Genomic DNA, 24,005 nt, shown 5'->3' with positions numbered 1-24,005 from the left:
AGCTCTATATTTTTAAGTACAGGATGCCGTGGCTGCTGCTGCTGCTGTTGTGCCGATCTTGATATCCTTTTTCCCTGTGTTGGAATTGACGCATCCATTTGCATTGTACTTGCCTGAAAGATCGCCTTCTCCAGTTACGCTTGCTGTATAGATTCCGGACGCAGCGGTGAGGCCTCCGGAAGAGAATTTGCAAAGTGTTGAGCTGTTGCTCGTAGCGAGAGCGGTCATCGTGGCGTCAACGCCACTTGTGTCCCCAAGGGCTTCTGCGCCTGCCTGAGAAAGCATCGCGCCGAGTTTTGTGGTGCATTCGGTTGCTTTAGCCTTACTTGTTTGGTTTAGAAAATTCGGTAGCGCCACGGCGCTGAGGATTCCCACAATCACAATCACAATCATCAGCTCCACCAAGGTGAAGCCCTTCTGGAGAAGATTCTTCTTGTGAGAAGAGGTCGCATTCAGCTTGCGCAGCACAGTTGCTTGCAGTTGAGGGCGGAGCATGGAGGCGGTCATGGGGCCAGTGCTTGAGGCGTATGTCCAACGTATGCAGCGCGGATCTGCCGCACCAGAAGTGTTTTTGGTTGGTTCTCTGAGAGTTGTCTGAGAGGGCAGGTTGTGGTGTTTGGTCTGCTGCCTCCCTACGGTTGGGAGAGTTGAGGCTTGTGGTTGGCTGCCGCCCGCCGAGCTGCGTCGATCCGGCGCCACTTGCAGGCCACCAGCCTGCTGGCTGTGCTCGCCGGCTATGTGGTGCTGTTGCTTGTGAACCGGCAGCTCTCAGCTCGCTTGCGCCACGACCGGCATGACGCTCAGGTGCGGGCTACCACGCAGCTGCTGCAGCAGTTAATGCCGGATCAGCTCGGCACTACAGCGCAGCTACAGCGGCATCTGGCGGATGTGGCCAGCCCTTCGCTGCTGGTGTGGATGGTGTGGCTCGAGCCGGATCGCCGCGGAGCTGGGCCGGTCATCCTTCCAAGCGGTGCTGCCTTTCAAGCGTTCACCGCCGGCGATGGGCTGGTGCGGGCCGCCGATGCCGCGCTTGGCCCCAATGGCCAGCCCCATGAATTTCACTTCAACAACCGCACTTACTTCACCTGCGCGATGCCGATTCGCCTGGCTGGCGATGCCTATCAGCTGCGCTTTCTGCAGGATTTCACGCTGGAAACCGAACAGGAGCAGTTGATTTCACTGCTCCTAGTTGCGGTCGCGGGGGCGTCTGCACTGTTCACGTCAGCTCTGCTGCGCTTGGTGATTCATCGCGGCCTGCTGCCGCTCGACAGTTTCAGCAACACATTGGCGGGAATGTCCACCGGATCGCTGATCACCGATCGGCTCTCGCTCTCTGGTCATCCGCTTGAGCTGCATCCCATTGCCCACGCCTTCAATGACCTGCTCGATCGCTTAGCGGAGGCCTGGGAGCACCAGCGCACCTTTGTGAATGGTGTATCGCATGAATTGCGTACGCCGATCACCTTGATCAGCGGCTACAGCCGGCGTTTGCTGCGCCGCGCTGCCGATCTCACCCCCGAGCAACGCGAACAGCTGCAGTTGGTGGCCTCAGAGGCTGAATCGATGGGTCGTTTGGTGAACGATCTGCTGGAAATTGCTCGCGACGATGCCGGGCGCCTTCAGCTGCAGTGCCAGCCCCTTGATCCCTCTGGTTTGCTCGCCACCCTTTTTGATCGCCTGCAGGTCACCAGTGATGGGCGCTTACGGCTCCACCCTGCTGATCTCGCCCAATCGATTCAGGTAAACGCCGACCCTGAGCGCCTGAGCCAGTGCCTCACCAATCTCGTTGAGAACGCCCTGAAATACAGCCCCGCGCCGCAGCCGGTTGAGCTGGCGCTCAGCCTTGATGGAGCTGAGCTGGTGCTGCATGTGCGTGATCACGGCACCGGCGTGCCGGAGGCTGAACGGGAGCGCATCTTTGGGCGTTTCGTGCGCGGAAGCAGCAGCGCCGAGATCAGCGGCCATGGCATCGGCTTGGCTGTGGTGACAACCCTGATGGAGCGGATGGGTGGCCGGGCTCTGGTGGCCGATGCGCCTGGCGGTGGCGCCGATTTCCAACTGCGCTTGCCGGTGTTGCCCGATCCGCCGGGCCGCAGTGCCAGCTTGCGCCGATGGCTAGGGGCTGGTCTGGGCTGAGCGGCATGGGCGGCTGCTGATGAGGTCGCCGTGCGGTTGTCGGAATCGCGCGGTGTCTGTGATGGTGGCCGCCATCGGTGTACGGATGATCAATGCTCCGGCGTTTGCTCGGCTCATGTGCAACCTGCTTGGTTCTTGCGGGGGGGCCGGCGGCCTCAGCTGCTGAGCGGATTGTGCTGCGCTTTGGTGAGGTGTCGCGCACCGTGTCGGTGCCGTCGTTGGTCACGTTCACGGAAACGGGGCGTGTGGAGCCTGATCTGGAGGGGTATCTGCGCCTGCTGAAGCCGGCTGATCGTCAGGCCCTGCGCACCGTGCTCAACCAGACCGTGCCGGTGGATGCCGTGATGGCATCGAATTTCCTCGACACCGCCATCGGCGAAAGCAGCCTGCAGCAGCTGGTGAAGGTGATCGATCAGCCGCCCGATGTGGCGGAGCCTGCATTGGCGTCGGCGCTGATCCTGGGCTCGGCTCGCGAGGGAGCTCTGCGCTTGATCGATGTGCTGCAGGCCTATCCCACCGCCACGCTGCCGGTGAATGCGGCAGCTGTGCTGTCACTTGCGCGTGCTCTGTCTCAGCAGTTCAACCTCCAGAACCGCCTGTTTGCCCAGATCTCCTCGATCAATGGGCCGCCGGCCCAAGGCCCAGCGCTGACCACTCTGGCCAGCTCCGGCAGCGTTGCCTACAGCGAGAGCTCCTTCAGCTTCACCGGCCGCGAGGGCACCACGATCACGGCCCTGGTTTACCTGCCGGAGTCGGCCAGTGCTGCCAAGCCCGCACCGCTCGTGGTGATCGCGCCGGGCCTCAACACCGATATGAATGCCCTGCTGTATGTGGGGCGTGATCTGGCCAGCCACGGCTATGCGGTGGCGGCGCTCAATTTCCCCTTCACCAGTGCCAACGCGATCAAGGCGGCCATCCAAGGCACTGGGGCGATCCCACCGCCGAACGCCTGGTACAGCCAGCCCCTCAGCGTCAGCGATCTGATTGATCAGGTGCAGGCTCGCTGGGGCTCCAGGGTGAACTCCCAGGCGGTGGGCGTGCTGGGCCAGTCGCTTGGGGGGTACACCGCGACGGCCCTGGCTGGAGCCGAGCTCGATTGGGAGCATCTGCTGCAGGGCTGTGCCGCCTTGAACGACCCCAACATCGTGGTGCTCAATCCAGCTGTGGTTTGGCAATGCGATGCACCGGCACAGGTCGTGAAGCGACGCAGTTTTCGTGACCCCCGCGTCAAAGCCGCCGTGGCTGTGAATCCCGTGACCAATCCGATCTTCAGCCCCAGCTCGCTCCAGGCGATCGCCGCTCCGGTGCTGATGGTGTCCGGTACGGACGATGTGTTTGCGCCGCCTGTGTCGCAGCAGCTGATTCCGTTTAGCTCGATCACCTTCCCGGGCTCTTTGCTCGCTCTGCAGCACAACGGCACCCATCTCTCCTTCCTCAACGGCACGACCGAACTGCCTGCCTTTGTGGTGGGCCCCGATCAACCGTTGGCACGTCAAGAGCTGCAAGGCATGGCGCTGCGCTTCTTTGATCGGCACGTGCGCACCCAGCAGGCGCTCGCCCCCCTGGCGGCCCCGGTTGACACCAGCGGGGTGCTCACCGGCCAAGCCCCGCTGCGCTTGTTGATCACCCCACGCTTCAGCCGCCAGGAGCTCAATCAAGTGGACCCAGGCTTGCGCCAGTTCCCCTGAGCAGAGCCGGCAACCGCTCCAGTGCTTCGGTTTTGAGCAACGTGCTCACAGCTCCCTGCGCTTTGGCTTGCTGCTGCACTTCGGGATCGCAGAGGGCTGTCACCACCACCACCCGGCCGGCGAAGCCGCTCTCGGCCAAGGCCTGCAGCGTGCCAGCTCCATCGAGGCCCGGCATCATCCAATCGAGCAGCACCAGTTCCACCTGCTGGAGCTCGGCCTGGGTCAGGAGCTCTGAACCCTCGCGGCAGCGCAGCACGGCCGCCCCCAGATCCTCCAGTTCTGTGGCCAACAGCTCGCGGATGCGGGGATCGTCATCAACGACCGCCACGAGGGGTTGGCTCACGGTGTGGCGTCCTTGACGGGGCCAGCTTTGAGCAGAAAACCCACACCGCGCACCGTTTGGATCAGGGTTGGCTGGCCCGGTGGTTCGAGCTTGCGGCGCAGGTAGCGCACATACACATCCAGCACGTTGGCGTCGCCCACGAAGTTGGTGCCCCACACCTGATCCAGCAGGCTTTGGCGGGGCTGCACACGGCCTGGCTCAGCCATCAGGCAGCGGAGCAGTTGGAATTCGGTGGCGCTGAGGTGCACCGCCGTGCCACCACGGCTCACCTCATGGCTGGCCAGGTTGAGCTGGAGATCGTTGAGTTCCAACAGATCTGGCTGCGCGTTGGTGGTGCCGGCGCTGCCACTCCCGCGCCGTGCCAGCGCCCGCAGCCGCGCCAGCAGTTCTTCGATTGAAAACGGCTTCACCAGGTAGTCGTCGGCGCCGGCATCGAGCGCTTCCACGCGATCCTTCACCGCATCGCGGCCCGTGAGCATCAGCACCGGCACCTGCACCCCGGTGGAGCGCAGCCGCTGGCACACCTCCACGCCGCTCAGATCGGGCAGCATCCAATCGAGCACCAGCAGATCGGGCGGCTCCTGGCGGATCTGCGTGAGTGCGCCGATGCCATCGCCGCAGCTGCGCACTGCGTAGCCCTCTTCGCGCAGCTCCAGCTCCAGGAATTGGCGCAGCCGCACATCGTCATCGGCCAGGAGCACGCTGGTGGCTGCCATCCACTGCCGCAGGTCTGCACCCTTCTTACCCGGATTTGCAGCGCTTCGCTTGGCTCGAGGTGCTGATCAGTGGCATGGTGAGCCGCGATGAGCAACCCCGTCTCCCCCGCAACGCAACTGCTCGCCTGGCGGCCCCGCAACCTGGCGGGCCGTATGGCCCGCTGGGGTGTGGTGATCGTGATCGTCTATGTGCTGATCGCCCTGCTCACACCGCTGTTCACCCATCTCGGCCTGCTGCCGGATGTGAACGCCGGCCTCGATAACCCCATCTATGCGCCGCCCTCCTGGCAGCACTGGTGCGGCACCGATCGGCTCGGGCGCGATGTGTGTAGCCGCACGCTGGCTGGCAGTGGCGTAGCCCTGCAGGTGGTGGCCATTGCGCTGGTGTCCGCGCTGGTGATTGGTGTGCCGCTCGGCATGGTGAGCGGCTATCTGGGCGGCTGGATCGACCGCACCCTGGTGCTGCTGATGGACACGCTTTACACCCTGCCGGTGTTGCTGCTCTCGGTGGTGTTGGCCTTTCTGCTCGGTAAGGGATTGCCCAATGCAGCGGCCGCGTTGTGTGTGGTGTATGTGCCGCAGTATTTCCGGGTGGTGCGCAATCAAAGTGCCCAGGTGAAAGCTGAGTTGTTCGTGGAGGCAGCGCGTTCGCTCGGGGCTGGCCCGCTTTGGATCCTGCGCCGCTATCTGTTCCGCAACGTGATCACGTCGGTGCCGGTGTTGCTCACGCTCAACGCCGCCGATGCGGTGTTGGTGCTGGGCGGTTTGGGTTTTCTGGGGCTCGGCCTTCCGGAAACCGTGCCCGAATGGGGCAGTGATCTGCAGCAGGCTCTCAGCGCGCTGCCCACCGGCGTCTGGTGGACGGCGCTGTACCCCGGCGTGGCGATGTTTGTGTTGGTGCTGGGGCTCTCGTTCGTGGGCGAGGGCCTCGAGAGCTGGCTCAGTGGCAGCGGCAGCAGCAACCGGGCGCAGAGCTAACCGTCAGTAGCGCAGCTTCAGGGTGCGCGGTAGCTGCTCGGCGATTTCACCTTCCTCGGTGAGGGGGGGATAGGGACGGCCTTCGCGGCGGCACCAGTCGGCCACCTGGGGATAGGCCCACTCGAACAGCAGCTTGCGGTAGCCCGCCTGGCCGCCGGGAACCCCTTCTCCGGCGCTTGGCGCCAGCCCCGCGCGCTCGCGCTGCCGCAGCGCTTCAAATAGCAAGGTGGCGGCGGCCACGCTCACGTTGAGGCTTTGCACCATGCCGGTCATCGGGATGAACAGGGGCTGATCCACCATCGCCAGCGCCTCTTCGCTCATGCCCCATTTCTCAGCGCCCATCAGGAAACAGCTGGGGCCGGTAAAGTCGCAGTCGCGGTAGTCGCGGGCGTCCACGCTCAGGTGGGTGCCGTAGATGCGGAAGCCCTTGGCTTTGAGGCCACTGAGGCAGTCTTCGATGCTGGGGTGGGGATGCAGTGGCACCCACTTCTGGCTGCCCTTGGCGGTTTTGTTGAACGTGCGCGGTCGACCCGGCAGGCTCACCACGTGGGCCTCGAGCACCCCCACGGCATCGCAGGTGCGAAGGATTGCAGAGAGGTTGTGGGGCTTGTCCACCGCCTCGAGCACCACCGTGAGATCGCCCATGCGGCGGTTGAGCACGGCCTGGAGGCGCTCAAAGCGGCGGGGCAGCAGGGGCATCACTCAGCTCAGGCCTGCAACCCATCGTCCTGGATCGCTGGTCCCGATAGCTTGAACTGGTGGAGATGAGCTTTGACCAGCGGGTGTGGCAGGTGGTGGTTCAGATCCCGCCGGGCCGGCTCGCCACCTACGGGCAGATCGCTGAGTTGATCGGTGCCTACGGCTGTGCCCGCCAGGTGGGTTGGGCGCTGCGGCGCCTCAGCTTGCCTTCAGCGGTTCCCTGGCATCGGGTGGTGAATGCTCAGGGCTGCATCAGCATGAGCCTCAGCCGCGAAGGCTCCGACTGGATCCAGCGTGAGCTGCTCATTGCTGAGGGCATTCCGGTGGACGATCAGGGGAAGCTGCCGCTTAGCTGCTATCGCTGGCTCCCGCCGGGCGCTAGTTGTGGAACAACGTTTGATCCGCGGGCTGCTTGAGCGCTTCTCCTGCTGCTGCATCCGTGGCTGAACCCAGAGGATTGGCTCCGCGGCAGTTGGCCTGGCAGGTGTTGCTGGCTGTGGCGGCAGGGGCTTACGCCGATGGAGCGCTGGAGCGGGAGCTGGGGCGGGTGCAGCTGGCACCTCTCGATCGGGCTCTGGCCACGGAGCTGGCCTACGGCGCCATTCGCCAGCGGCGTTTGCTCGATGCTTGGTTGGATCAGCTGGGCAAGGTGCCGGCGGAGCGTCAGCCTCCCAAGCTGCGCTGGCTGCTGCATCTGGGGCTCTACCAGCTGATCGCCAGCGATCGGGTGCCTGCTTCTGCCGCGGTGAGTACCACCGTGGAGCTGGCCAAGCGGGGCGGATTGGCACGGTTGGCTCCGGTGGTCAACGGCATGTTGCGAGCCTTCCTGCGCCGCCGCGACCGTGGTGACACCCTGCCGCTTCTTCCCTCCGCGCTCGCAGACTCGGTTCAGGTGCTCGGGGTGCGCCATTCCCTGCCGGATTGGCTGGCTCGTGAGCTGCTGCAGTGGCTACCACTGGAGCAAGCCGAGGCTTACGCGCAGGCCTGCAACACCCCGCCAAGCCTGGATTTACGGGTGAACGTGCTGCGCAGCTCTGTGCCTGCGGTGCAGGCCGAGCTCGCGGCCGCCGGGGTTGAGGCCAGGCCGATCGAGGGGCTGCCGGCGGGCCTCACCCTGCTGGGCCGCAGCGGTGACCTCAGCCGGCTGCCCGGTTATGCGGAAGGTCATTGGTGCGTGCAGGATCGAGCAGCTCAGCGCATCGCACCGTTGCTGGATTCCCAGCCTGGTGAGCGCATCCTGGATGCCTGCGCAGCCCCTGGCGGCAAGAGCACGCACCTGGCCGAGCTCATGGGAGATCAGGGCCTTGTGCTCGCGCTGGATCGCGGCGAAGCACGCTTGCGGCGGGTGAGCCGCAATGCCGAGCGCCTGGGGTTGGGCTGCATTGAGGTGCGCCATGGCGATGCCACCACCTGGGCGGAGCAGCAGCCGGAGCTGCTTGGCAGCTTTGATCGCATCCTTGTGGATGCCCCCTGCTCGGGCCTGGGCACCCTCGCCCGCCATGCCGATGCCCGTTGGCGGATCGACCCTGCTTCGATCGATGGCTTGGTGCTGCTGCAGCACCAGCTCCTCAAGGGCTTGCTGCCGTTGCTGAAGCCCCAGGGCCGGCTGGTGTATGCCACCTGCACCGTGCATCCGCGGGAAAACACGGCGCTGATGGACGCTTTTGTGGCGTCGAATCCCCGGTGGGCTGTGCAGGAGAGCTGGCAGCTCTGGCCGGGGTCCATGCATGGAGGCGGCGATGGTTTTTACGCCGCCGCATTAAGCCAAACGCTCTAAGGCAGGGGCGGTGGTGGTGTCGGCGCCGGCAGGGGTGCCGGCATCACCGGTTGCGGCGCTGTTGGCCGGGTTGCAGGTGCTGCTGGGGCAGCAGGGGCGGCGGTGGGTTCCGGAACCGATGGGGCTGCAGGAGCTGGCGTGGTGTCCGGTGGCGAAAGCTCGGGTTCGGCGCTGCCGGCAGCGGGGGCGGTGGGTTTCGCCTCGGGTGTGGCTTGTGGTTTGGGCTCGGGTTTCGGCTTGGGCTTCAGTGGCTGGAGCGGATTAAATTTGCCCGCTAGCTGGGGCTTCGGCGGGAAGGGGCGCACCGGCAGATCCTTCAGGATCGGGCGCATGTAGTCCGCCCAGGCCACCACGGCTACGGCACTAGTGCTTTTGGTTTCTTTGTTGTTGTCGTAGCCGAGCCAGAGGCCGGTAACCAACTGGGGGACACCGCCGATAAACCAGAGATCGCGCCCACCTTCTGAGGTGCCGGTTTTGCCCGCGGCGGGGCGATTCGGAGGCACGGCGCCGTAGCCGGTACCGCCTTTCACCACCTGCTGGAGCATCCACAGCATGGCGTCAGCGATGTCACTGGGCACGGCCCGGCGGCCGCGGTCGCCGTCCACGCGGCGGCTCCAGAGCAGCTCGCCGTTGGGGCCGAGGATCTCTTCGAAGGGTGTCGGCGTTGTGTAGACGCCCCGGTTGAAGATGGCCGCATAGGCGGCGGTCATGTCGAGCACGGTTTGCTCGGTGGCGCCCACCGCCAGCGGATAGAAGCGGCCCAGCTCGCGGGTGATGCCCAGGCTCTTGGTGGTGGCGATCACCTTGTCGAAGCCCAGTTGCTTGAGCAGGCTCACCGACACGGTGTTCAGCGATTGCTGCAGCGCTACCCACATCGGCACCACACCTCTGTATTTATTGCCAAAGTTGCGCGGGCAGTAGCCACCAAAGCACTGCTTTTTGTCATTCACCTTGTCTTCTGGCCTCATCCCTTCTTTGAGGGCGGTGAGGTAGACAAACAACTTGAAGGTGGAGCCAGGCGAGCGCAAGGCCTGCGAGGCGCGGTTGAACTGGCTCTTGTTAAAGTCTTTGCCACCCACCATGGTGCGCACCAGGCCGGTGCCTGGTTCCATCGACACCACTGCACCCTCCATGGAGCCGCGGGCGTGTTTGTTGATCGTGGCCTGAGCCCCCTCCTGCCAGCTCATGTTGAGGCTGGTGCGGATCGTGAGGCCGCCCACCTCCAGATCTTCCGGACTCAGCACCTTGGGTAGTTCCTGTGCCACCCAACTGGTGAAGTAGGGCGCACGGCTCGTCCAATATTTCGGCTCTGCTGGCTTCAGCAGCAAGGGGCTGTTGTTGGCGCTTTGGAGCTGCAAATCGTCGATGAAGCCCGACTCACGCATCCGGCGCAGCACTGTGGCCCTCCGCTGCAGAGCGAGATCGGGATTCACCAGCGGTGAATACACCGAGGGTGCGGGCGGCAGACCTGCGATCAGTGCTGCTTCAGGCAGGGTGAGCTCTGCAGGCCGCTTGGAGAAGTAGATCCAGGCCGCATCGGAAACGCCGTAGGCGCTCGAACCCAGATACACATAGTTGAGATATTGCTCAAGGATTTGCTGCTTGCTGAGCTGTCGCTCAAGTTTTCCAGCCAGCAGTGCTTCCTTGAGCTTGCGGATGATTGTGCGGTCCTGGCTGAGGAACACCGTGCGGGCCAGCTGCTGGGTGATGGTGCTGGCGCCTTCCTCCACCGCCCCCCGCCGCACGTTGCGCACCACGGCCCGGCCAATGCCAACGGGATCAATACCGTCGTGGTCGTAAAAACGCCGGTCTTCGGCTGCGATGAAGGCGCGCTGCACCAGCAGCGGCATTTGGCCGCTGACCAACTTGTCGCGGGTGGCAGGGCCCAGCTTCTGGATCACCTGGCCGTCGGCCGAGAGCACGGTCACCGTGCCGGGGCGGTTGTAGCTGCTCACCCGTTGCACATTGGGGAGCAGCGAGTCGATGCTTTGCACCAGCAGGCTTTGGCCGAAGGCAACGGCGACACCTGCCCCAGCCCCGATCAGGCCGGCTCGCAGCAGCGGACGACGGCGCCTGCCGGTCACATCACCACCAGATCGCTATGGCCGATGGCCAAAGCGGTGACCAGCATCCCCAGCACCAGGAATGGTTGTGCGCTGGCCTGATATTTCACATCGAAGGCCACAGGATCGCGTAGCAGCCAGATGTCTTGGAAGGTGATCTGCGGAATCACCAACAGCACCAGCAGCACCGCTGCGAAATGCTGGCCGATCGCGATCAGTACAGCCACCATGGCCAGCTGAAACACATCGATCATGCCGGCGCTGATCCAGCTCGCTTTCTCGATACCGAAGGCCACGGGCAGCGACTGCAGCCCAAGGGCCCGGTCGCCCTCCACACTCTTGAAATCGTTCACCACAGCGATGCCCAAGCCGGCCAGCGAATACGCCAGGGTGAGCAGGGCTGTGGTCCAAGTGAGCTGGCCGAACAAGGCCTGGCCGGCCCACCAGGGCAGGGCGATGTAGCTGGCGCCGAGGGCGTAGTTGCCCAGCCAGCCGTTTTGCTTGAGCTTCAGCGGCGGGGCGGAGTAGATGAAGCTCACGAATGATCCACCCAGCGCCAGCAGCAACAGCACTGGGGTGCTGTGGCCAGCCCAGAGGTCAAGCCCGTAGGCCACGCCTAAGCCTGCGAGCAACAGCACCCAGATTTGTGCCTTCACCTGCCAGAGGGGAATGGCACCGGAGGGGATCGGCCGGTAGGGCTCGTTGATCGCGTCGATCTCGCGGTCGTAGTAGTCGTTGATCGTCTGCGTGTAGCCGGCAAGCAGCGGGCCGCTCATCAACATGCAGGCGATTGAAGCGCCCACCTCGCTGGGGCTCCAGTGGAAGTTGCCCGAGGCGGCTGCTCCGCAGAGCACCCCCCAGATCAGCGGAATCCAGGTGACCGGCTTCATTAGCTGGAGCCGGATCTTCCAGATGTTGGAGGTGCCACTGGCACCCTTCATGCCAAGCAGCTGGCGCGCACCGGCGCCGCTGCTGGCAGTGGGATTGGGGGATTCGCTCGGGGATTCGCTCACAGTGGCGGCTTCAGGCAGCGGTGATTTCGTCGTCGAAAAACCAGGTGGTGGTGCCGTTGGCCAGCTCCACCACAACACCGATGCCCTTGCCGTCGGTCACTTTGAAGTCCTTCACGGTGCCGGTGGCATCGGCCTGGAGGGCAGACACGAGATCGGCAGGGATGCGATCGCGCACCCGGGTGATCCGCACCTTCGAGCCGACGGTGATGGCAGCCTGGGACATGTCCAGCGCGACAAAAGTGGCGCCAGGTTAGCCCCCGGACACATGCCTCTCCGCTTCCCAATTTATGGTCGCCAAACGGATCATTCCCTGCCTTGACGTGGCCGATGGCCGGGTGGTGAAGGGTGTGAACTTCGTGGGGTTACGCGATGCCGGCGATCCGGTGGAGCTGGCTTGCCGCTACAGCGCTTCCGGCGCTGATGAATTGGTGTTTCTCGATATCGCGGCCTCTCACCAGGGCCGCGCCACGCTGGTGGATCTGGTGCAGCGCACCGCAGAAGCGGTGACCATTCCCTTCACAGTGGGTGGCGGGATCAGCACCGTGGACGGCATCACCGAGCTGCTCCGCGCCGGTGCCGACAAGGTGAGCCTGAATTCGTCAGCGGTTCGTGATCCCGAGCTCGTAGCCCGCGGGGCCGAACGCTTCGGGTGCCAATGCATCGTGGTGGCCATCGATGCCCGCCGCCGTGAGGGGGGCTGGGACGTATACGTGAAGGGAGGCCGCGAAAACACGGGCCTCGATGCCGTGGTGTGGGCGCGGCGGGTGGTGGAGCTGGGGGCTGGGGAGATCCTCCTCACCTCCATGGACGGCGATGGCACCCAGGCTGGTTACGAGCTGGAGCTCACCCGAGCGGTGGCCGATGCGGTGGAGGTGCCGGTGATCGCTAGCGGTGGCGCTGGCTGTATTGATCACATCGCCCAGGCCCTGGATGCGGGGCCCCAGGGCGGCCATGCATCGGCTGCCCTGCTGGCCTCGCTTCTGCACGACGGTGTGCTCACGGTGGAGGAGATCAAAACCGACCTACTCGGCCGGGGCCTCACGATCCGTCCGTTGGAACGCCCTGCTTTTGCGATGAGCTGACCCGCTCTCGCGAGCCCGTTACGCGCCGTTACATTTGTCTCAGTTTCGCAACCGCCGCCTTGGTGCCCGCCCTGATTCAGTCCCACTCAACGGCGCTGGCGGCGGTGATTGTGTTGGCGGTGGTGGCGATGGTGGCCTGGGCGCTCCAGTTGATGCAGGCAGCAGCTGATCGCAAGGAGTTTTCGTTGATGCTGGCCGGTTGCATGGTGTGCTCGGCTGCGGTGGGCCTGGCGGCGGTGATGGTGATGACCTTCACCAGCGTGAATCGCGTGGAAGCACAACTGCAGGCAGGAGGTGTCAGTCTCGATGCGATCTCCCTGCCCTGGGATGCCAGCTTCGATTCAACCCGGCGATCCTGAGCAGGTTCGCGATCTGTTTGATCGCATCGCTCCCGCCTACGACAACCTCAACGATCTGCTCAGCCTCGGGCTGCATCGCCTCTGGAAGCGCCAGGCGGTGGCCTGGCTGCAGCCAAAGCCTGGCGACCGCCTGCTTGATCTCTGTTGTGGCACGGGGGATCTGGCTCTGGTGCTGGCTGAGAAAGTGCGCCCTGGCGGTCTTGTGCTGGGGATCGATGCGGCGGCGGCGCCATTGGAGCTAGCCAGGCGGAGAGCCCGTGCTCAACCCTGGTTGCCCCTGGAGTTTCGCCAGGGTGATGCAGCAGCCACCGGCTTGGCGGATGGCTGGGCCGATGGGGCTGTGATGGCCTACGGCCTGCGCAACCTGCCTGATCCCGCGGTAGGGCTTCAGGAGTTGCGCCGGGTTCTGCGTGCTGGCGCTCGCGCAGCCGTGCTCGATTTCAACAGGCCAGCTGATGCCAGCGGCGGCACGGCTGTGTTCCAGCGTTTCTATTTGCGGCGCCTCGTGGTGCCTCTGGCTCAACGCGCTGGCTTGGAAGACCAATACGCCTATCTAGAGCGCAGTCTCGAGCGCTTCCCCACGGGGTCAGTGCAAGAGGAGTTGGCGCTGGCGGCCGGCTTCCGCCAGGCCCGTCATCGCTTGCTGGCCGGGGGCCAGATGGGATTGCTGCACCTGTTGGCCTGAGTCTGCTGGCGCTGCAGCAGCTCGTGCTCCTGCCGCGCTGAGCACACGATGGTCACCAGGCTGATCAGAGCCGCAGGCAGCAGGATGCTCAGTCCGAGGTCGGGTCCCATATGAGAGCGGCGACTGTTCTCAATCTGCGGTTGCCTGCTGCGGGCGTCAGTAGGTGCTGGTGCCTAACCCGGAACCGCCGCTGGGCAGAATCGTGGGCCGAGCGCGCCGCCCCCGCCGGCCCCATTAGGAGCAGATCGTGCATTTTCAAGAGATCATCAGCACCCTCAACTGCTTCTGGGCTGAGCGGGGCTGCTTGATCCTGCAGCCCTACGACACCGAAAAGGGTGCCGGCACGATGAGCCCCCACACCGTGTTGCGCGCGATCGGGCCTGAGCCTTGGGCCGTGGCCTACCCCGAGCCCTGCCGGCGCCCTACCGATGGCCGCTACGGCGATAACCCCAACCGGGCTCAGCACTACTTCCAGTACCAGGTGCTGATCAAACCCAGCCCCGATGGCATCCAGGAGACCTATCTGGCCTCGCTGGAGGCACTGGGAATCAAAGCAGCCGAGCACGACATCCGCTTCGTGGAAGACAACTGGGAATCCCCCACCCTCGGAGCCTGGGGTGTGGGTTGGGAGGTGTGGCTCGACGGCATGGAGGTGACCCAGTTCACCTACTTCCAGCAATGTGGCGGCATCGATTGCCGGCCTGTGTCGATCGAGATCACCTACGGCCTTGAGCGACTGGCCACCTATCTGCAGGATGTGGAGAGCATTTGGGACCTCTCCTGGGATGGCAACCGCTCCTACGGCGACATTTGGTTGCCCTTTGAGAAAGGCCAGTGCACCTACAACTTCGAGGCCTCAAATCCCGAGCGGCTGAAGCAGCTATTTGCGATCTATGAGGCGGAAGCGGCTGATCTAGTGGCCAAGCAGCTACCCGCGCCGGCGCTCGACTTCGTGCTCAAGTGCAGCCACACCTTCAACTTGCTCGAAGCGCGCGGGGTGATCTCGGTGACCGAGCGCACCGCCACCATCGGCCGTATCCGTAACCTGGCGCGCCAAGTGGCTGAGGCCTGGCTGGCTGAGCGGGAGGCGCTGGGCTTCCCGCTGCTCAAGCAGCAGCCTGCTGCCGTGGAGGCCTGATCAGCTCGAGCGAAACTCCGCCCAGGCTGATGCGCCAGCGCGATCGGTGGTGAGCCCCTGGGGCAGCACCGGTAGGGGTAGCCACGCCTCCAGAACTGGGTGGCCGCTTCAGCGATGGCGGCTCCTTCGCTGTCGAAATCGAGCTTTCGCAGCCCAGGTTGTCCACGGATCGCCATGGGTTTGAGCCAGGGCTTGGTCTGCCAGGCTCCGTGCTCCCTCCTAGCTTTCAACCCCTTCCTCGACACGCGCGCTTGCCGTTCAACCCCTCCGATCCAAGCCTGGTCAGTCACTGGATTCGGTTTGACGAGGTGATCAGCCAGTGGCCCGTGGTGGTGGGAACCGGTGATGAGATCGAGGCTTTTCTCTGCGCAGTGCTCAGCCGCCGGGCTGGTGTTCGCGCGCAGCTGTTGGGTGCCGGCTTGAGCGAGCGAGAAGTGCTCGATCTGCTCGCTCTTGAGAGCAGTGTTTGCTTGCTGCTGCTCTCCGATTCGATTGCCGAGGATCGCGGCTTGGCCCTACTCGAGCGTTGCCGGGAGCTCACGGTGCCACCCGTCGTGCTCTATTGCATTGCATCGGCTGAGGGCGTTGATGTGGATCACCTGCTCGCTCTGGGGGTGCGGGTGATCCTGTCGATCCACAGCATTGGCAAGCTCAACTTCCGGCAGGCGGCTGAGGATCTCCAGCGCGGTTGCTCTTATGTGGATCCGGCCGTTGCGCGCGCTTTAGCGGTGGCCGCGGATGCGGGAGTGCAGCTCTCTGTGCGGGAGCGGCAGGTGCTTTCGCTGGTGGCCAAGGGTTTCACCAACCGCGAGATTGCTGAACAGCTGTTCATCGCCACCAGCACTGCCCGTGATTACGTCAGTTCCCTAATCGGCAAATTGCGTGCCGGCAATCGTGTGGAGTTGGCCGCGAAGGCTGTGCAGCTCGGATACAGCCAGATGCCAGCCACGCGTTAGCGGGCCGGGGCCGGCGGTGGCACGGGCACGGCCGGACCATCGAGGGTATTGCTGCAGAGATCCAGCACGATCCGCTGCCCCACACTGCCGGGCATCGGGGTGTCCCACCCTTGCCAGGTGCCATCAATCCGCCAGTTCTGGCGCAGGCTCTCGCATTGCACCGCCACGGCGGTGGCGGCGGAGCCCCGTAGACCCAGGTCGCTGATCGACGGTTTCACCAAGGTGATCCGCACACCGCCTGGATGGAGTTTCCAGCCCGACCAGTCGACGGCGGTGCGGTTGAACCACTTCCAGCGGGCTAGCCCCGATTGCTCACGCAGCTCGAGTTCAGCGCGGTCACGCCGCTCAGCGGGGCTGAGGAGGAGGGCTGCGGCAGCTTCGCCGCCCGTGCCATCGGGGGGTGGTGGAGCGATCGCCCCGCTGCTGCTGCGGCTCGCCACTGGCGCGGCAGCGGGCAAGTTCAGCACCTGGCCCACCTGCAGCAGGGTGGGATCGCTGATGCCGTTAATCGCGATCAGCGTGTCCAAGTCCACGCCGTGCCGCAGTGCTAGCTGCTCGAGCGTGTCGCCCTCCCCCACCGTGATCGTGCGCGTCTGAGCCAGGCCTTGCCCGGCGCTTAGGAGCGCCATCGCGCAGATCAGAGCGAGAGACCAACGCCGCCGCTGCATGGCTTTCGGGATCACGGCCGAACCGTAGGGGAACACTCCCCTGAGTGCTGTTTGCGGACCAGCCATGGCTGCTGTTGCTCTGGCGGGGCTGTTGCTGGCGGTAAGCATCGGTGTGCTGCCCCTGGGCTGGCCGGAGCAGCTCGTGCTGTTGGCGTTATTGCTGCTCAGCGCGGCGGTGCTGTTGCGGCGGCGGCGATGGCTGCTCTTGGCCTGTCTGCTGTTGCCGCTGTTGTGCGGCTGGGGGCTGCTCGGTCAGCCCCATCCCGGCTCGGCCGATCCGGTGCATCGGATTCCTGCTGCAGCCATCCAGCAGCCGGTCGCGCTCAGCGCGCGCCTGTTGGAGGATCCTCGGCTCGATGCCTCCCCTCAGCGCTGCCGAGCCCTGGCCGCAGTTCCGGGTGGCCGCAGCGAGCTGCAGTTCAGCCCCTGTCCACAGCTGCGCCAGGGTTGGCAGCTCCAGATCGAGGGCGTGTTGCGCCGGTTGCCACCAGCGCCGCATCCTCTGCTCTCGGGCCCCGCGGAACGACTGCGCCGCCACGGCGCCTGGAGTGTGTTGCAGGTGCAGCGCTGGCAGTTGCAGCGCCAACCCGCTACCCCCGTGGCGGATCTGCGGCGCCATATGGCTGAAGCCCTGCGCCGCAGCGGCGGCGAGCAGGCGGGTGGGGTGCTCGCCGCTCTGGTGCTCGGTAGTGCGGTGAGTCCTGTGCCGGCGGAGCTGCGGGAGGCCTTTCGCGCTGCTGGCCTCTCGCATGCCCTGGCCGCCAGTGGTTTTCACTTGAGCGTGTTGCTAGGAGCGGTGCTGGTGCTGGCCCGGCCGCTCGCGGCGCCCCTGCGCTGGGGGTTGGCAGCGGCGGCACTCGGCAGCTTTCTGCTGCTGGCTGGACCCCAACCCTCGGTGGTGAGGGCCGTGCTGATGGGGGCCGTGGCTTTTGCCCTGCAGGAGGGGGGCCGGCGTAGCCGCCCCGTGGCGGTGTTGCTGCTCTGCCTGCTGGTGATGCTCTTGCTGCGGCCCGCCTGGCTGCTGGATGTGGGCTTTCAGCTCAGCGCTGCGGCCACGGCTGGGTTGATCCTGAGTGCCCGCCCCCTGGAGCAGCAGTTGCGTCGCCGCTGGCCAGGCTGGGTTGCGGCCGCCATCGCGGTGCCCGTAGCGGCCTCGCTCTGGACGATCCCGCTGCAGCTTTTGCACTTCGGATCGCTGCCGCTCTATGCGGTGCCCGCCAATTTGGTTGTGACGCCCCTGCTCACTCCGCTCACCCTCGGGGCGATGGCGATGGCCCTAGGGGCAGTGCTCTGCCCGCCACTGCAGGTGCTGCTGGGCTGGCTGCTGGTGCCCCTGGCGCAGCTGTTGGTGTGGCTGGTGCGCCAGCTGGCGGCCTTGCCCATGGCGCAGTGCCAGCTGGGGCGGATCTCACCGCTGCTGGCTTTGGGGCTGGCCTTGGCCTTGTTGCCCTGGTTGCTGCCGCAGGGGCGGCGTTGGCGGCTCTGGGGTGTGGGGCTGCTTGCTGTGGTGGCTGGCGTGCAGTTGCAGCTGCTGCGGGCGGATCAACTGTTGCTGGTGCACGACGGTGGCCGCCAGTGGTTGGTGGCCCGCCATGCCGGCCGCGCGGCGTTGATCAGTCGCCGCGCGGATGGTCTGAGCTGCAGCCGTGCCTCCCAGCTGGCCCAGGGCCTCGGGATTCAGCGCTACGACTGGGCCTTACTGCTGGATCCCCTACCGCCGGAGCAGCCCCGTTGCTGGGCCGCGCTCACCCCCACCCTGCTGGCTGGGCAGAACGGCAGCCCCGCCCTGGCCCAGGGGCAACGTCTGCTCAGCCCAGGGTTGGCGGTTGAAGCGCTGGCTGATGACAGCCAGGCTCTGCTACTTGCCGCAGGGCGGCTGCGCTGGGGACTGTTGCCGGATCGTCAGGCCTGGTGGAGCTGGCGTGATCAAGGCGACGCTCGCAGGCAGCGCTTGGATGGCTTGTGGCTGGGGTTCAGTCCAAAACCCACCGAGCGCCGCGCTTTGCCGCCGCTGGCCGCGGATCGACTCTGGTGGCCGGTTGCCGGTTCCGCCAGCGGTTGGCGGCAGGCGTGACTGGGGACGGCCAGTCTCTACAGTGCGATGGTCGCCTGGAGAGGTGGCTGAGTGGTCGAAAGCGAACGACTCGAAATCGTTTGAAGGGCAACCTTCCGTGGGTTCGAATCCCACCCTCTCCGTTTTTTGCTTCTGTTCTTATCTGCGTCTGTTGTGAATCCGGCCGCGGAGAGCAATGGCCAAGGTGCCGATACAGATCGCGAAATACACATACATCAGGTACTGCCCGCCGTACGTGAGCGATCCATACACGCCACTGCTTCGGATGCCCAGCAAGCCCACCAGATACGTTGCAGGAATGATCCCCAGAATCCACACGGAAAGCTCGGGAGCCCGCCGGCTGATCAGTAGAAACAGACATCCGGTGAGCAGGTTGGAGATGCCAAAAGCCCCCAGCATGAAAAATTGATCCACCGGTGTTGAGCTGGGGTCAAAGCCAGCCACGTGAATGCCTGACCAGCGCAGCAGCAGCGTGTGCATAACACCGCGGATTAGGTCATAGATCCCGAGCCCGAACAGCACGCGGGCCGGTAGATCCTGGCGCTTGATCATTGCGGTTTAGCTATGAAAGAGCAGCACCAAGCCGCGGCTGACTTGGTGAAATTCACGCTCTTCCCGGCTCAGGTCAAGTCCCACCTGCAGGCCTTCCTCGAGGGCGTTATCAAACGGTGGTGGGGTCGGCGGCTTGCCATCAATCCACAAGGCAGCGATGCCGACAGGCGTGGCGTGCCAGACAAAGCATTGGGTTTCCCCGATGGAGGGTTCATCGAGGGCGTCTTCGAGGAGCTCGCGGATCGCCATGGCAGGTGGGCTCTGGCGTTAGCTTCGAGATTTGCCGCTGGGATCGCAATCAGCTGACAGTTTTTGTGATCTAGAGAGCAATCCTTCTTCAAGATCGTGCCTCTAGCTTGGCTGCCATGGCATTGCTCCCCGGCCCGGCAGCCCTCGTGCACGAGTGGTTCACCCCCCGTTCGGTGGGGGGAGCAGAACTGGTGGTGCAGCAGCTCGACGCCCTGCTGGAGCGCCCCCAGCTGGCCGCCCTGGTGGATGGCGAAAGCAGCCGCTCAGCCAGCTGGCTGGCGGATCGCTCGATCCTCACCTCCTTCGTGCAGCGTCTTCCCTGGGGCGTGAGCCATGTGCAGCAATACCTGCCGCTGCTGCCGCTGGCGATTGAGCAGCTCGATCTCTCCGGCTATCCACTGGTGTTGAGCAGCAGCCACCTGGTGGCCAAGGGTGTGCTCACCAGCCCTGATCAGTGCCATCTCAGTTATGTGCACACCCCTGTGCGCTACGCCTGGGATCAGATGCACGCTTACCTTCGCCAGTCGGCTCTGGCGCGGCGTGGCCTCTCTCCCTTGATCCGATGGCAGCTGCATCGCCTGCGCCAGTGGGATGTGCTCAGCGCTCAACGGCCCGATGCGTTGATTGCTAATTCCCGTTTCACCGCGGCCCGCATCCGCCGCTACTGGGGCCGGAGCGCCACCGTGGTGCACCCGCCGGTGGCCGTTGAACGCTTCCGCTGGGATCAACCCCGCGACGACGTGTATCTCTGCCTGTGCCGGCTGGTGCCCTACAAGCGTGTGGATTTGGTGGTGCAGGCCTTCAACGCCACAGGCCTGCCGCTGGTGGTGATCGGCGATGGGCCGGAGCGTCAGCGGCTGGCAGCTATGGCGGGACCCAACGTGCAGTTGTTGGGTCGCCTGCCACAGCAGGAGGTGAACAGCTGGTTGGCGCGTTGCCGCGCCTATGTCTATGCCGGGCTGGAGGATTTCGGCATCGCACCGGTGGAGGCGATGGCTTCTGGGGCGCCGGTGATCGGCCTGGGGCAGGGCGGCCTGCTCGACAGTGTGCGTTGCATCAGCACCGGTTGCGCTCAGCCCACCGGCTTGTTGTTTGCCGACCAAACGCCAGCAGCGTTGGTGGCGGCCCTAGAGCGATTCGAACAGCAGCGGCTGTGGACCCAGCTCCCTGCTGAGTCGTTGCGGCAGTGGGCAGAGCGATTTAGCCCCCAGCGCTTCCGCCAGCGCATGGGTGCCGTGATTGATCAGGCCTGGAACCGCCACCAACGGCTGCAAGCCGAACGAGGCTGCGCGTTGTCTGTGCCTCTGGGGTGAGTGACCGCCGGCTGGGGGCCTGCAGCGCTGCACACTTCTTTAATGACGTCACCACCGAATCCTGACCGCACGCCGTTTGTCTTCTGTCTCCGTCCCGGCTGAGTCCACAGCCAGCAGCCTGCTGGCGGCCCAGTCGCTGCGTGGGCGGGTGCTTAAGCGTGGTGGCGACATTGTCTTTTCGCTGCTGGTGCTGAGCCTTGGGGCGCCGGTCTTCCTGCTGTTGGCGCTTCTGGTGAAGCTCAGCTCCCGGGGCTCGGTGTTCTATTGCCAGCGGCGGATTGGCCGTGGCTACAAGGGTTTCGGTTGTCTCAAGTTCCGCACCATGCGGCGTGATGCCGATCGCGTGCTGGCTTCGATGCTGGATGCCGATCCTGGTTTGAGAGCTGAATTTGAACGGGATCACAAGCTCAAGCGCGATCCCCGCATCACGCCGCTGGGTAAGTTCCTGCGCCGCTCCAGCCTGGATGAACTGCCCCAGTTCATCAATGTGCTGCGCGGTGAAATGAGCGTGGTGGGCCCGCGGCCGATTGTGTGGGATGAGCTGAGGCGTTACGGCCGCAGCATGGATGAGGTGCTGTCAGTACGGCCGGGCTTGACAGGCCTCTGGCAAGTGTCGGGGCGCAACAATCTCACCTACCGCACCCGTGTACGGCTCGACCTCACCTACGTGCGTCACCGCAGCTTTTGGTTGGATCTGGGCATCGTGTTGCGCACGATCGGTGTTGTGCTGCTGCCGATGGACAGGGGTGCCTACTGAGCAGCTGCGACGGTTGCCACCACCCAGCCCAGGCCCAATCCCGCCACCAGCCACAACAGCTCCAGGCGTTGGCTGAGCCGAAGCATGGCCTGCACCGTGGTGGCTGTGGGAGGCGGACAGCCAGCTGCCAGCAGGGGTTTGCGCTTGCATTGATCGCCGTAGCGATTGGTGCCCCCGAGCTGGATCTGCAACACGTGGGCGTAGATGGCCTGGGATAGCCCTGCATTGGGCGAGGGGTCGGGTGCTCCATCCCGCCGGGCCGATTGCAGCAAAGCCCAGCTGCGTTGTGGGCCGAGTCCTGCTGCCAGCGGCAGGGTGAGTGCCACCAGACGACACGGCAGCCACACCAGCAGGTCGTCGAGTCTTGCGCCGGCGGTACCCAGCCAACGCAGCAGCCCCTGGCGGTAGCCGAGCATCGAATCGAGGGTGCTGGCGGCCTTGAACCCCCAGGCCAGGGCTAGGGGGCCTGGGGCGGCCTGATACCCCACCGCCCAGATCAACGCCCCCAGCAGCATCCAGAACAGCGGCGCGAAGAGGCCATCCACGGCGTTTTCGCTGGCCGTTTCCGCCGCCGCTCTCACAATCTCTGGGGAGCTCAACTCGCGTGTGTCGCGCCCCACGATCCAGCTCAAGGCTGTGCGCGACGCGCTGAGAGCTTCGTTCTGCGCAGATTCAGGGCTGGGTAGAGCTCGCAGCACAGCGCGCACCGCCTGCTCCAGGCTGCGGCCGGCCAGGGCGCTGGCCAGGGCCAGCAGCAGCAGCGTGAGGGCGATGGGCCTCGTATCAGGCAGCACCTTGCCTAGGGCCCATTGCTCCAGCAGCCAGCCAGCTGCTCCACTGCTGCCCACCAACAGCACTGTGATCACAGCACCTGCAAGGCGAAGGGCCCAGGGGCGTTCCCCCGCCAGCCGTTCAGCCAGCCGCCGCAGCCGGTTGATCCACCAGCCCATCACCACCACCGGGTGCAGGCACCAGCGCGGATCTCCCACCAGCCTGTCAAGGCTGGCAGCGGCGATCACCAGCAGAAAGGGGTGGATCCCTGTGAAGGAACCCACCCCAGAGAATGGCAGCGTCATGGCTGCGAGAACGTGGCCTTGATCAGGCGGCCTTCAGCCAGGAGAACATCGAGCGCAGGCCCTTGCCCACTTGCTCGATCGGGTGCTGGCTGTCGCGATCGCGGATCTTGTTCATTTCCGGCTTGCCGGCTTCGCATTCGGCCACGAAGTTGCGGGCGAAGGTGCCGTCCTGGATGTCGGCCAGGATGCGCTTCATCTCGGCCTTGGTGTCGGCGGTGATCAGGCGGGGGCCGCTCACGTAATCGCCGTACTCAGCGGTGTTGGAGATCGAATCGCGCATGGCGGTGAGGCCGCCCTTCACCATCAGATCCACGATTAGCTTCACCTCGTGCAGGCACTCGAAGTAGGCCAGCTCGGGCTGATAACCAGCTTCCACCAGGGTCTCGAAACCAGCCTTCACCAGCTCGGAGAGACCGCCGCAGAGCACGGCCTGCTCACCGAACAGGTCGGTTTCGGTTTCTTCCTTGAAGTTGGTCTCCAGGATGCCGGCGCGGGTGCCACCGATGCCCTTGGCATAGGCCATGGCCAGGGCGCGGGCGTTGCCGGTGGCGTCTTGATGGATGGCGAACAGAGCGGGCACGCCCATGCCGTTCTGATACTCCCAGCGCACGGTGTGGCCCGGGCCCTTGGGAGCGATCATCACCACATCCACGTCGGCGGGGGGCTTGATCAGCTCAAAGCGCACGTTGAAGCCGTGGGCAAAGCTCAGCACCTTGCCGGCGCTGAGGTGAGGCGCAATTTCCTTGTCGTAGACAGCCTTTTGGGTTTCATCGGGCAGCAGCACCATGATCCAGTCGGCCTTGGCAGAGGCATCAGCCACGCTGAGCACTTCGAGGCCGTCGGCTTTGGCTTTCTCAGCGGAGCGGCTGCCTTCGTAGAGGCCCACCACCACGTTCACGCCGCTGTCCTTGAGGTTGAGGGCGTGGGCGTGGCCCTGGGATCCGTAGCCGATGATGGCCACCGTCTTGCCGTTCAGCAGGCTGAGGTCGGCGTCGGTGTCGTAATAGAGCTTGGCCATCGAGGCGTCGGGTCAGGGCTGGGCAAGGGTCGAGCTTACGCAAGCGCCTGCCCGGCCTTCAGGCCTCGCTTGGGTGAGCGATCACCCGATCGATCAGGCCGTACTCCACGGCCTCGGCGGCACTCATGAAGTAATCGCGGTCGGTGTCCTTCTCGATCTTCTGCAGCGGCTGGCCGGTCATCTCAGCCATGCTGCCGTTGAGCATGTCTTTGATGCGCAGGATTTCGCGGGCCTCGATCTCAATATCGCTGGCCTGGCGTTGGCTTGTGCCGCCCAGGGGCTGGTGGATCATGATCCGGCTGTGGGGCAGGGCCAAGCGTTTGCCTTTGGTGCCCGCGCCCAGCAAGAAGGCGCCCATGGAGGCTGCCAGGCCCACGCAGATGGTGACCACATCCGATTTCACGTATTGGATCGTGTCGTAGATCGCCAGGCCGGCGGTCACCGAGCCACCGGGAGAGTTGATGTAGAGGTAAATCGGCTTGGAATTGTCTTCTGAGTCGAGGTAAAGCATCTGAGCCACCAGGCTGTTGGCGATGGCGTCATTCACCTCAGAACCCAGAAACAGGATCCGCTCCACGCCGAGGCGCGTGTAGATGTCAACCCAGCGCTCGTACTGGCTGCCGGGGAGGCGGTAAGGAACGCTGGGGGTGCCGATGGGCATGGCG

At 64.8% G+C, this 24,005-nt stretch carries 26 protein-coding genes and 1 tRNA gene; 14 read left to right on the top strand and 13 right to left on the bottom strand.

The genetic code is table 11. The annotated features are described in order from the left end of the window. Window positions 1-12 precede the first annotated feature (12 nt). Window positions 13-507 (bottom strand): prepilin-type N-terminal cleavage/methylation domain-containing protein, encoded by a 495-nt coding sequence (locus KJJ24_RS15085; RefSeq protein WP_305803594.1) that lies wholly within the window; start codon window positions 505-507, stop codon window positions 13-15. A 153-nt stretch (window positions 508-660) separates the two neighbouring features. Here KJJ24_RS15085 and KJJ24_RS08175 point away from each other — a divergent pair, with 153 nt between their 5' ends. Together KJJ24_RS08175 and KJJ24_RS08170 are read left to right on the top strand one after the other, a co-directional pair. After that, on the top strand, window positions 661-2,136 hold the full coding sequence (locus tag KJJ24_RS08175; RefSeq protein WP_214337951.1) for a HAMP domain-containing sensor histidine kinase: 1,476 nt from the start codon (window positions 661-663) through the stop codon (window positions 2,134-2,136). A gap of 128 nt (window positions 2,137-2,264) precedes the next feature. Beyond that, a complete protein-coding gene (locus KJJ24_RS08170; RefSeq protein WP_250544530.1) occupies window positions 2,265-3,824 on the top strand; it encodes an alpha/beta hydrolase in 1,560 nt (519 codons plus the stop codon). Here KJJ24_RS08170 and KJJ24_RS08165 read toward each other — a convergent pair. Both KJJ24_RS08165 and KJJ24_RS08160 read right to left on the bottom strand, forming a co-directional pair. Then, window positions 3,787-4,167 (bottom strand): response regulator transcription factor, encoded by a 381-nt coding sequence (locus KJJ24_RS08165; protein WP_214337949.1) that lies wholly within the window; start codon window positions 4,165-4,167, stop codon window positions 3,787-3,789. The two genes, KJJ24_RS08170 and KJJ24_RS08165, sit on opposite strands and share 38 nt — an antisense overlap. Further along, window positions 4,164-4,883 carry a response regulator transcription factor gene (locus tag KJJ24_RS08160; protein WP_214337948.1) on the bottom strand — a complete coding sequence of 240 codons (720 nt, stop codon included), beginning with the start codon at window positions 4,881-4,883 and terminating at the stop codon, window positions 4,164-4,166. The genes KJJ24_RS08165 and KJJ24_RS08160 overlap by 4 nt, the downstream gene beginning before the upstream one ends. A gap of 87 nt (window positions 4,884-4,970) precedes the next feature. Between KJJ24_RS08160 and KJJ24_RS08155 the strand changes: the two genes are divergently transcribed. Then, complete coding sequence (locus KJJ24_RS08155) at window positions 4,971-5,861, top strand: ABC transporter permease (RefSeq protein WP_214337947.1); 891 nt, start codon at window positions 4,971-4,973, stop codon at window positions 5,859-5,861. Between the two features lie 3 nt (window positions 5,862-5,864). Here KJJ24_RS08155 and trmH read toward each other — a convergent pair whose 3' ends face one another. Further along, window positions 5,865-6,560, bottom strand: a complete 696-nt coding sequence (trmH, locus tag KJJ24_RS08150) for a tRNA (guanosine(18)-2'-O)-methyltransferase TrmH (RefSeq protein ID WP_214337946.1) — start codon at window positions 6,558-6,560, stop codon at window positions 5,865-5,867. Window positions 6,561-6,625: 65 nt separating this feature from the next. Between trmH and KJJ24_RS08145 the strand changes: the two genes are divergently transcribed. Together KJJ24_RS08145 and KJJ24_RS08140 are read left to right on the top strand one after the other, a co-directional pair. Next, window positions 6,626-6,976, top strand: a complete 351-nt coding sequence (locus KJJ24_RS08145; protein ID WP_214337945.1) for an MGMT family protein — start codon at window positions 6,626-6,628, stop codon at window positions 6,974-6,976. Window positions 6,977-6,999: 23 nt separating this feature from the next. Continuing rightward, on the top strand, window positions 7,000-8,337 hold the full coding sequence (locus KJJ24_RS08140) for a 16S rRNA (cytosine(967)-C(5))-methyltransferase (protein WP_250544529.1): 1,338 nt from the start codon (window positions 7,000-7,002) through the stop codon (window positions 8,335-8,337). Here KJJ24_RS08140 and KJJ24_RS08135 read toward each other — a convergent pair. The 3 genes from KJJ24_RS08135 to KJJ24_RS08125 all read right to left on the bottom strand — a co-directional run bounded on the left by KJJ24_RS08135 (window position 8,334) and on the right by KJJ24_RS08125 (window position 11,636). After that, window positions 8,334-10,421: a transglycosylase domain-containing protein gene (locus tag KJJ24_RS08135; protein ID WP_214337943.1), complete on the bottom strand. Its 2,088-nt coding sequence runs from the start codon at window positions 10,419-10,421 to the stop codon at window positions 8,334-8,336. The genes KJJ24_RS08140 and KJJ24_RS08135 overlap by 4 nt on opposite strands. Further along, window positions 10,418-11,341, bottom strand: coding sequence for a chlorophyll synthase ChlG (gene chlG / locus KJJ24_RS08130; protein WP_250545013.1), 924 nt, complete (start codon window positions 11,339-11,341; stop codon window positions 10,418-10,420). The genes KJJ24_RS08135 and chlG overlap by 4 nt, the downstream gene beginning before the upstream one ends. Window positions 11,342-11,423: 82 nt before the next feature. After that, window positions 11,424-11,636 (bottom strand): DUF2862 domain-containing protein, encoded by a 213-nt coding sequence (locus KJJ24_RS08125; protein ID WP_214337942.1) that lies wholly within the window; start codon window positions 11,634-11,636, stop codon window positions 11,424-11,426. A 64-nt stretch (window positions 11,637-11,700) separates the two neighbouring features. Between KJJ24_RS08125 and hisF the strand changes: the two genes are divergently transcribed. The 5 genes from hisF to KJJ24_RS08100 all read left to right on the top strand — a co-directional run bounded on the left by hisF (window position 11,701) and on the right by KJJ24_RS08100 (window position 15,633). Further along, window positions 11,701-12,495 (top strand): imidazole glycerol phosphate synthase subunit HisF, encoded by a 795-nt coding sequence (gene hisF, locus KJJ24_RS08120; RefSeq protein ID WP_214337941.1) that lies wholly within the window; start codon window positions 11,701-11,703, stop codon window positions 12,493-12,495. Between the two features lie 62 nt (window positions 12,496-12,557). Next, window positions 12,558-12,854 (top strand): hypothetical protein, encoded by a 297-nt coding sequence (locus KJJ24_RS08115; RefSeq protein WP_214343478.1) that lies wholly within the window; start codon window positions 12,558-12,560, stop codon window positions 12,852-12,854. Beyond that, window positions 12,823-13,539 (top strand): bifunctional demethylmenaquinone methyltransferase/2-methoxy-6-polyprenyl-1,4-benzoquinol methylase UbiE, encoded by a 717-nt coding sequence (ubiE, locus tag KJJ24_RS08110; protein ID WP_214337940.1) that lies wholly within the window; start codon window positions 12,823-12,825, stop codon window positions 13,537-13,539. The genes KJJ24_RS08115 and ubiE overlap by 32 nt, the downstream gene beginning before the upstream one ends. Before the next feature lie 247 nt (window positions 13,540-13,786). Further along, complete coding sequence (gene glyQ, locus KJJ24_RS08105; RefSeq protein WP_214337939.1) at window positions 13,787-14,677, top strand: glycine--tRNA ligase subunit alpha; 891 nt, start codon at window positions 13,787-13,789, stop codon at window positions 14,675-14,677. A gap of 251 nt (window positions 14,678-14,928) precedes the next feature. Then, window positions 14,929-15,633: a response regulator transcription factor gene (locus tag KJJ24_RS08100; RefSeq protein WP_214337938.1), complete on the top strand. Its 705-nt coding sequence runs from the start codon at window positions 14,929-14,931 to the stop codon at window positions 15,631-15,633. On the opposite strand, the gene KJJ24_RS08095 is transcribed toward KJJ24_RS08100, so the two are convergent. After that, window positions 15,630-16,367, bottom strand: coding sequence for a LysM domain-containing protein (locus KJJ24_RS08095; protein ID WP_214337935.1), 738 nt, complete (start codon window positions 16,365-16,367; stop codon window positions 15,630-15,632). The genes KJJ24_RS08100 and KJJ24_RS08095 overlap by 4 nt on opposite strands. Here KJJ24_RS08095 and KJJ24_RS08090 point away from each other — a divergent pair. Continuing rightward, window positions 16,366-18,375 carry a ComEC/Rec2 family competence protein gene (locus tag KJJ24_RS08090; RefSeq protein ID WP_214337933.1) on the top strand — a complete coding sequence of 670 codons (2,010 nt, stop codon included), beginning with the start codon at window positions 16,366-16,368 and terminating at the stop codon, window positions 18,373-18,375. The two genes, KJJ24_RS08095 and KJJ24_RS08090, sit on opposite strands and share 2 nt — an antisense overlap. 37 nt (window positions 18,376-18,412) lie before the next feature. Next, window positions 18,413-18,497, top strand: a tRNA-Ser gene (locus KJJ24_RS08085). Between the two features lie 16 nt (window positions 18,498-18,513). Here KJJ24_RS08085 and KJJ24_RS08080 read toward each other — a convergent pair. Both KJJ24_RS08080 and KJJ24_RS08075 read right to left on the bottom strand, forming a co-directional pair. After that, window positions 18,514-18,927 (bottom strand): hypothetical protein, encoded by a 414-nt coding sequence (locus tag KJJ24_RS08080; RefSeq protein WP_214337932.1) that lies wholly within the window; start codon window positions 18,925-18,927, stop codon window positions 18,514-18,516. 6 nt (window positions 18,928-18,933) lie between these two features. Further along, entirely contained in the window at window positions 18,934-19,176 is a 243-nt protein-coding gene (locus KJJ24_RS08075) for a hypothetical protein (RefSeq protein WP_214337930.1), read from the bottom strand. 116 nt (window positions 19,177-19,292) lie between these two features. Here KJJ24_RS08075 and KJJ24_RS08070 point away from each other — a divergent pair, with 116 nt between their 5' ends. Beyond that, window positions 19,293-20,489: a glycosyltransferase gene (locus KJJ24_RS08070; protein WP_214337928.1), complete on the top strand. Its 1,197-nt coding sequence runs from the start codon at window positions 19,293-19,295 to the stop codon at window positions 20,487-20,489. 76 nt (window positions 20,490-20,565) lie between these two features. Then, window positions 20,566-21,246 (top strand): sugar transferase, encoded by a 681-nt coding sequence (locus KJJ24_RS08065; RefSeq protein ID WP_214337926.1) that lies wholly within the window; start codon window positions 20,566-20,568, stop codon window positions 21,244-21,246. Here KJJ24_RS08065 and cbiB read toward each other — a convergent pair. The 3 genes from cbiB to KJJ24_RS08050 are packed head-to-tail and all read right to left on the bottom strand — an operon-like array spanning window position 21,240 to window position 24,001. Next, entirely contained in the window at window positions 21,240-22,322 is a 1,083-nt protein-coding gene (cbiB, locus tag KJJ24_RS08060) for an adenosylcobinamide-phosphate synthase CbiB (RefSeq protein WP_214337924.1), read from the bottom strand. The two genes, KJJ24_RS08065 and cbiB, sit on opposite strands and share 7 nt — an antisense overlap. A gap of 22 nt (window positions 22,323-22,344) precedes the next feature. Continuing rightward, window positions 22,345-23,340, bottom strand: coding sequence for a ketol-acid reductoisomerase (ilvC, locus tag KJJ24_RS08055; protein WP_214337922.1), 996 nt, complete (start codon window positions 23,338-23,340; stop codon window positions 22,345-22,347). 58 nt (window positions 23,341-23,398) lie between these two features. Then, window positions 23,399-24,001: an ATP-dependent Clp protease proteolytic subunit gene (locus KJJ24_RS08050; protein WP_214337921.1), complete on the bottom strand. Its 603-nt coding sequence runs from the start codon at window positions 23,999-24,001 to the stop codon at window positions 23,399-23,401. Window positions 24,002-24,005 lie beyond the last annotated feature (4 nt).

Source organism: Synechococcus sp. LA31 (assembly GCF_018502385.1).
GTDB lineage: Bacteria > Cyanobacteriota > Cyanobacteriia > PCC-6307 > Cyanobiaceae > Vulcanococcus.
This window is presented reverse-complemented; position numbering and strand designations above follow the sequence as displayed.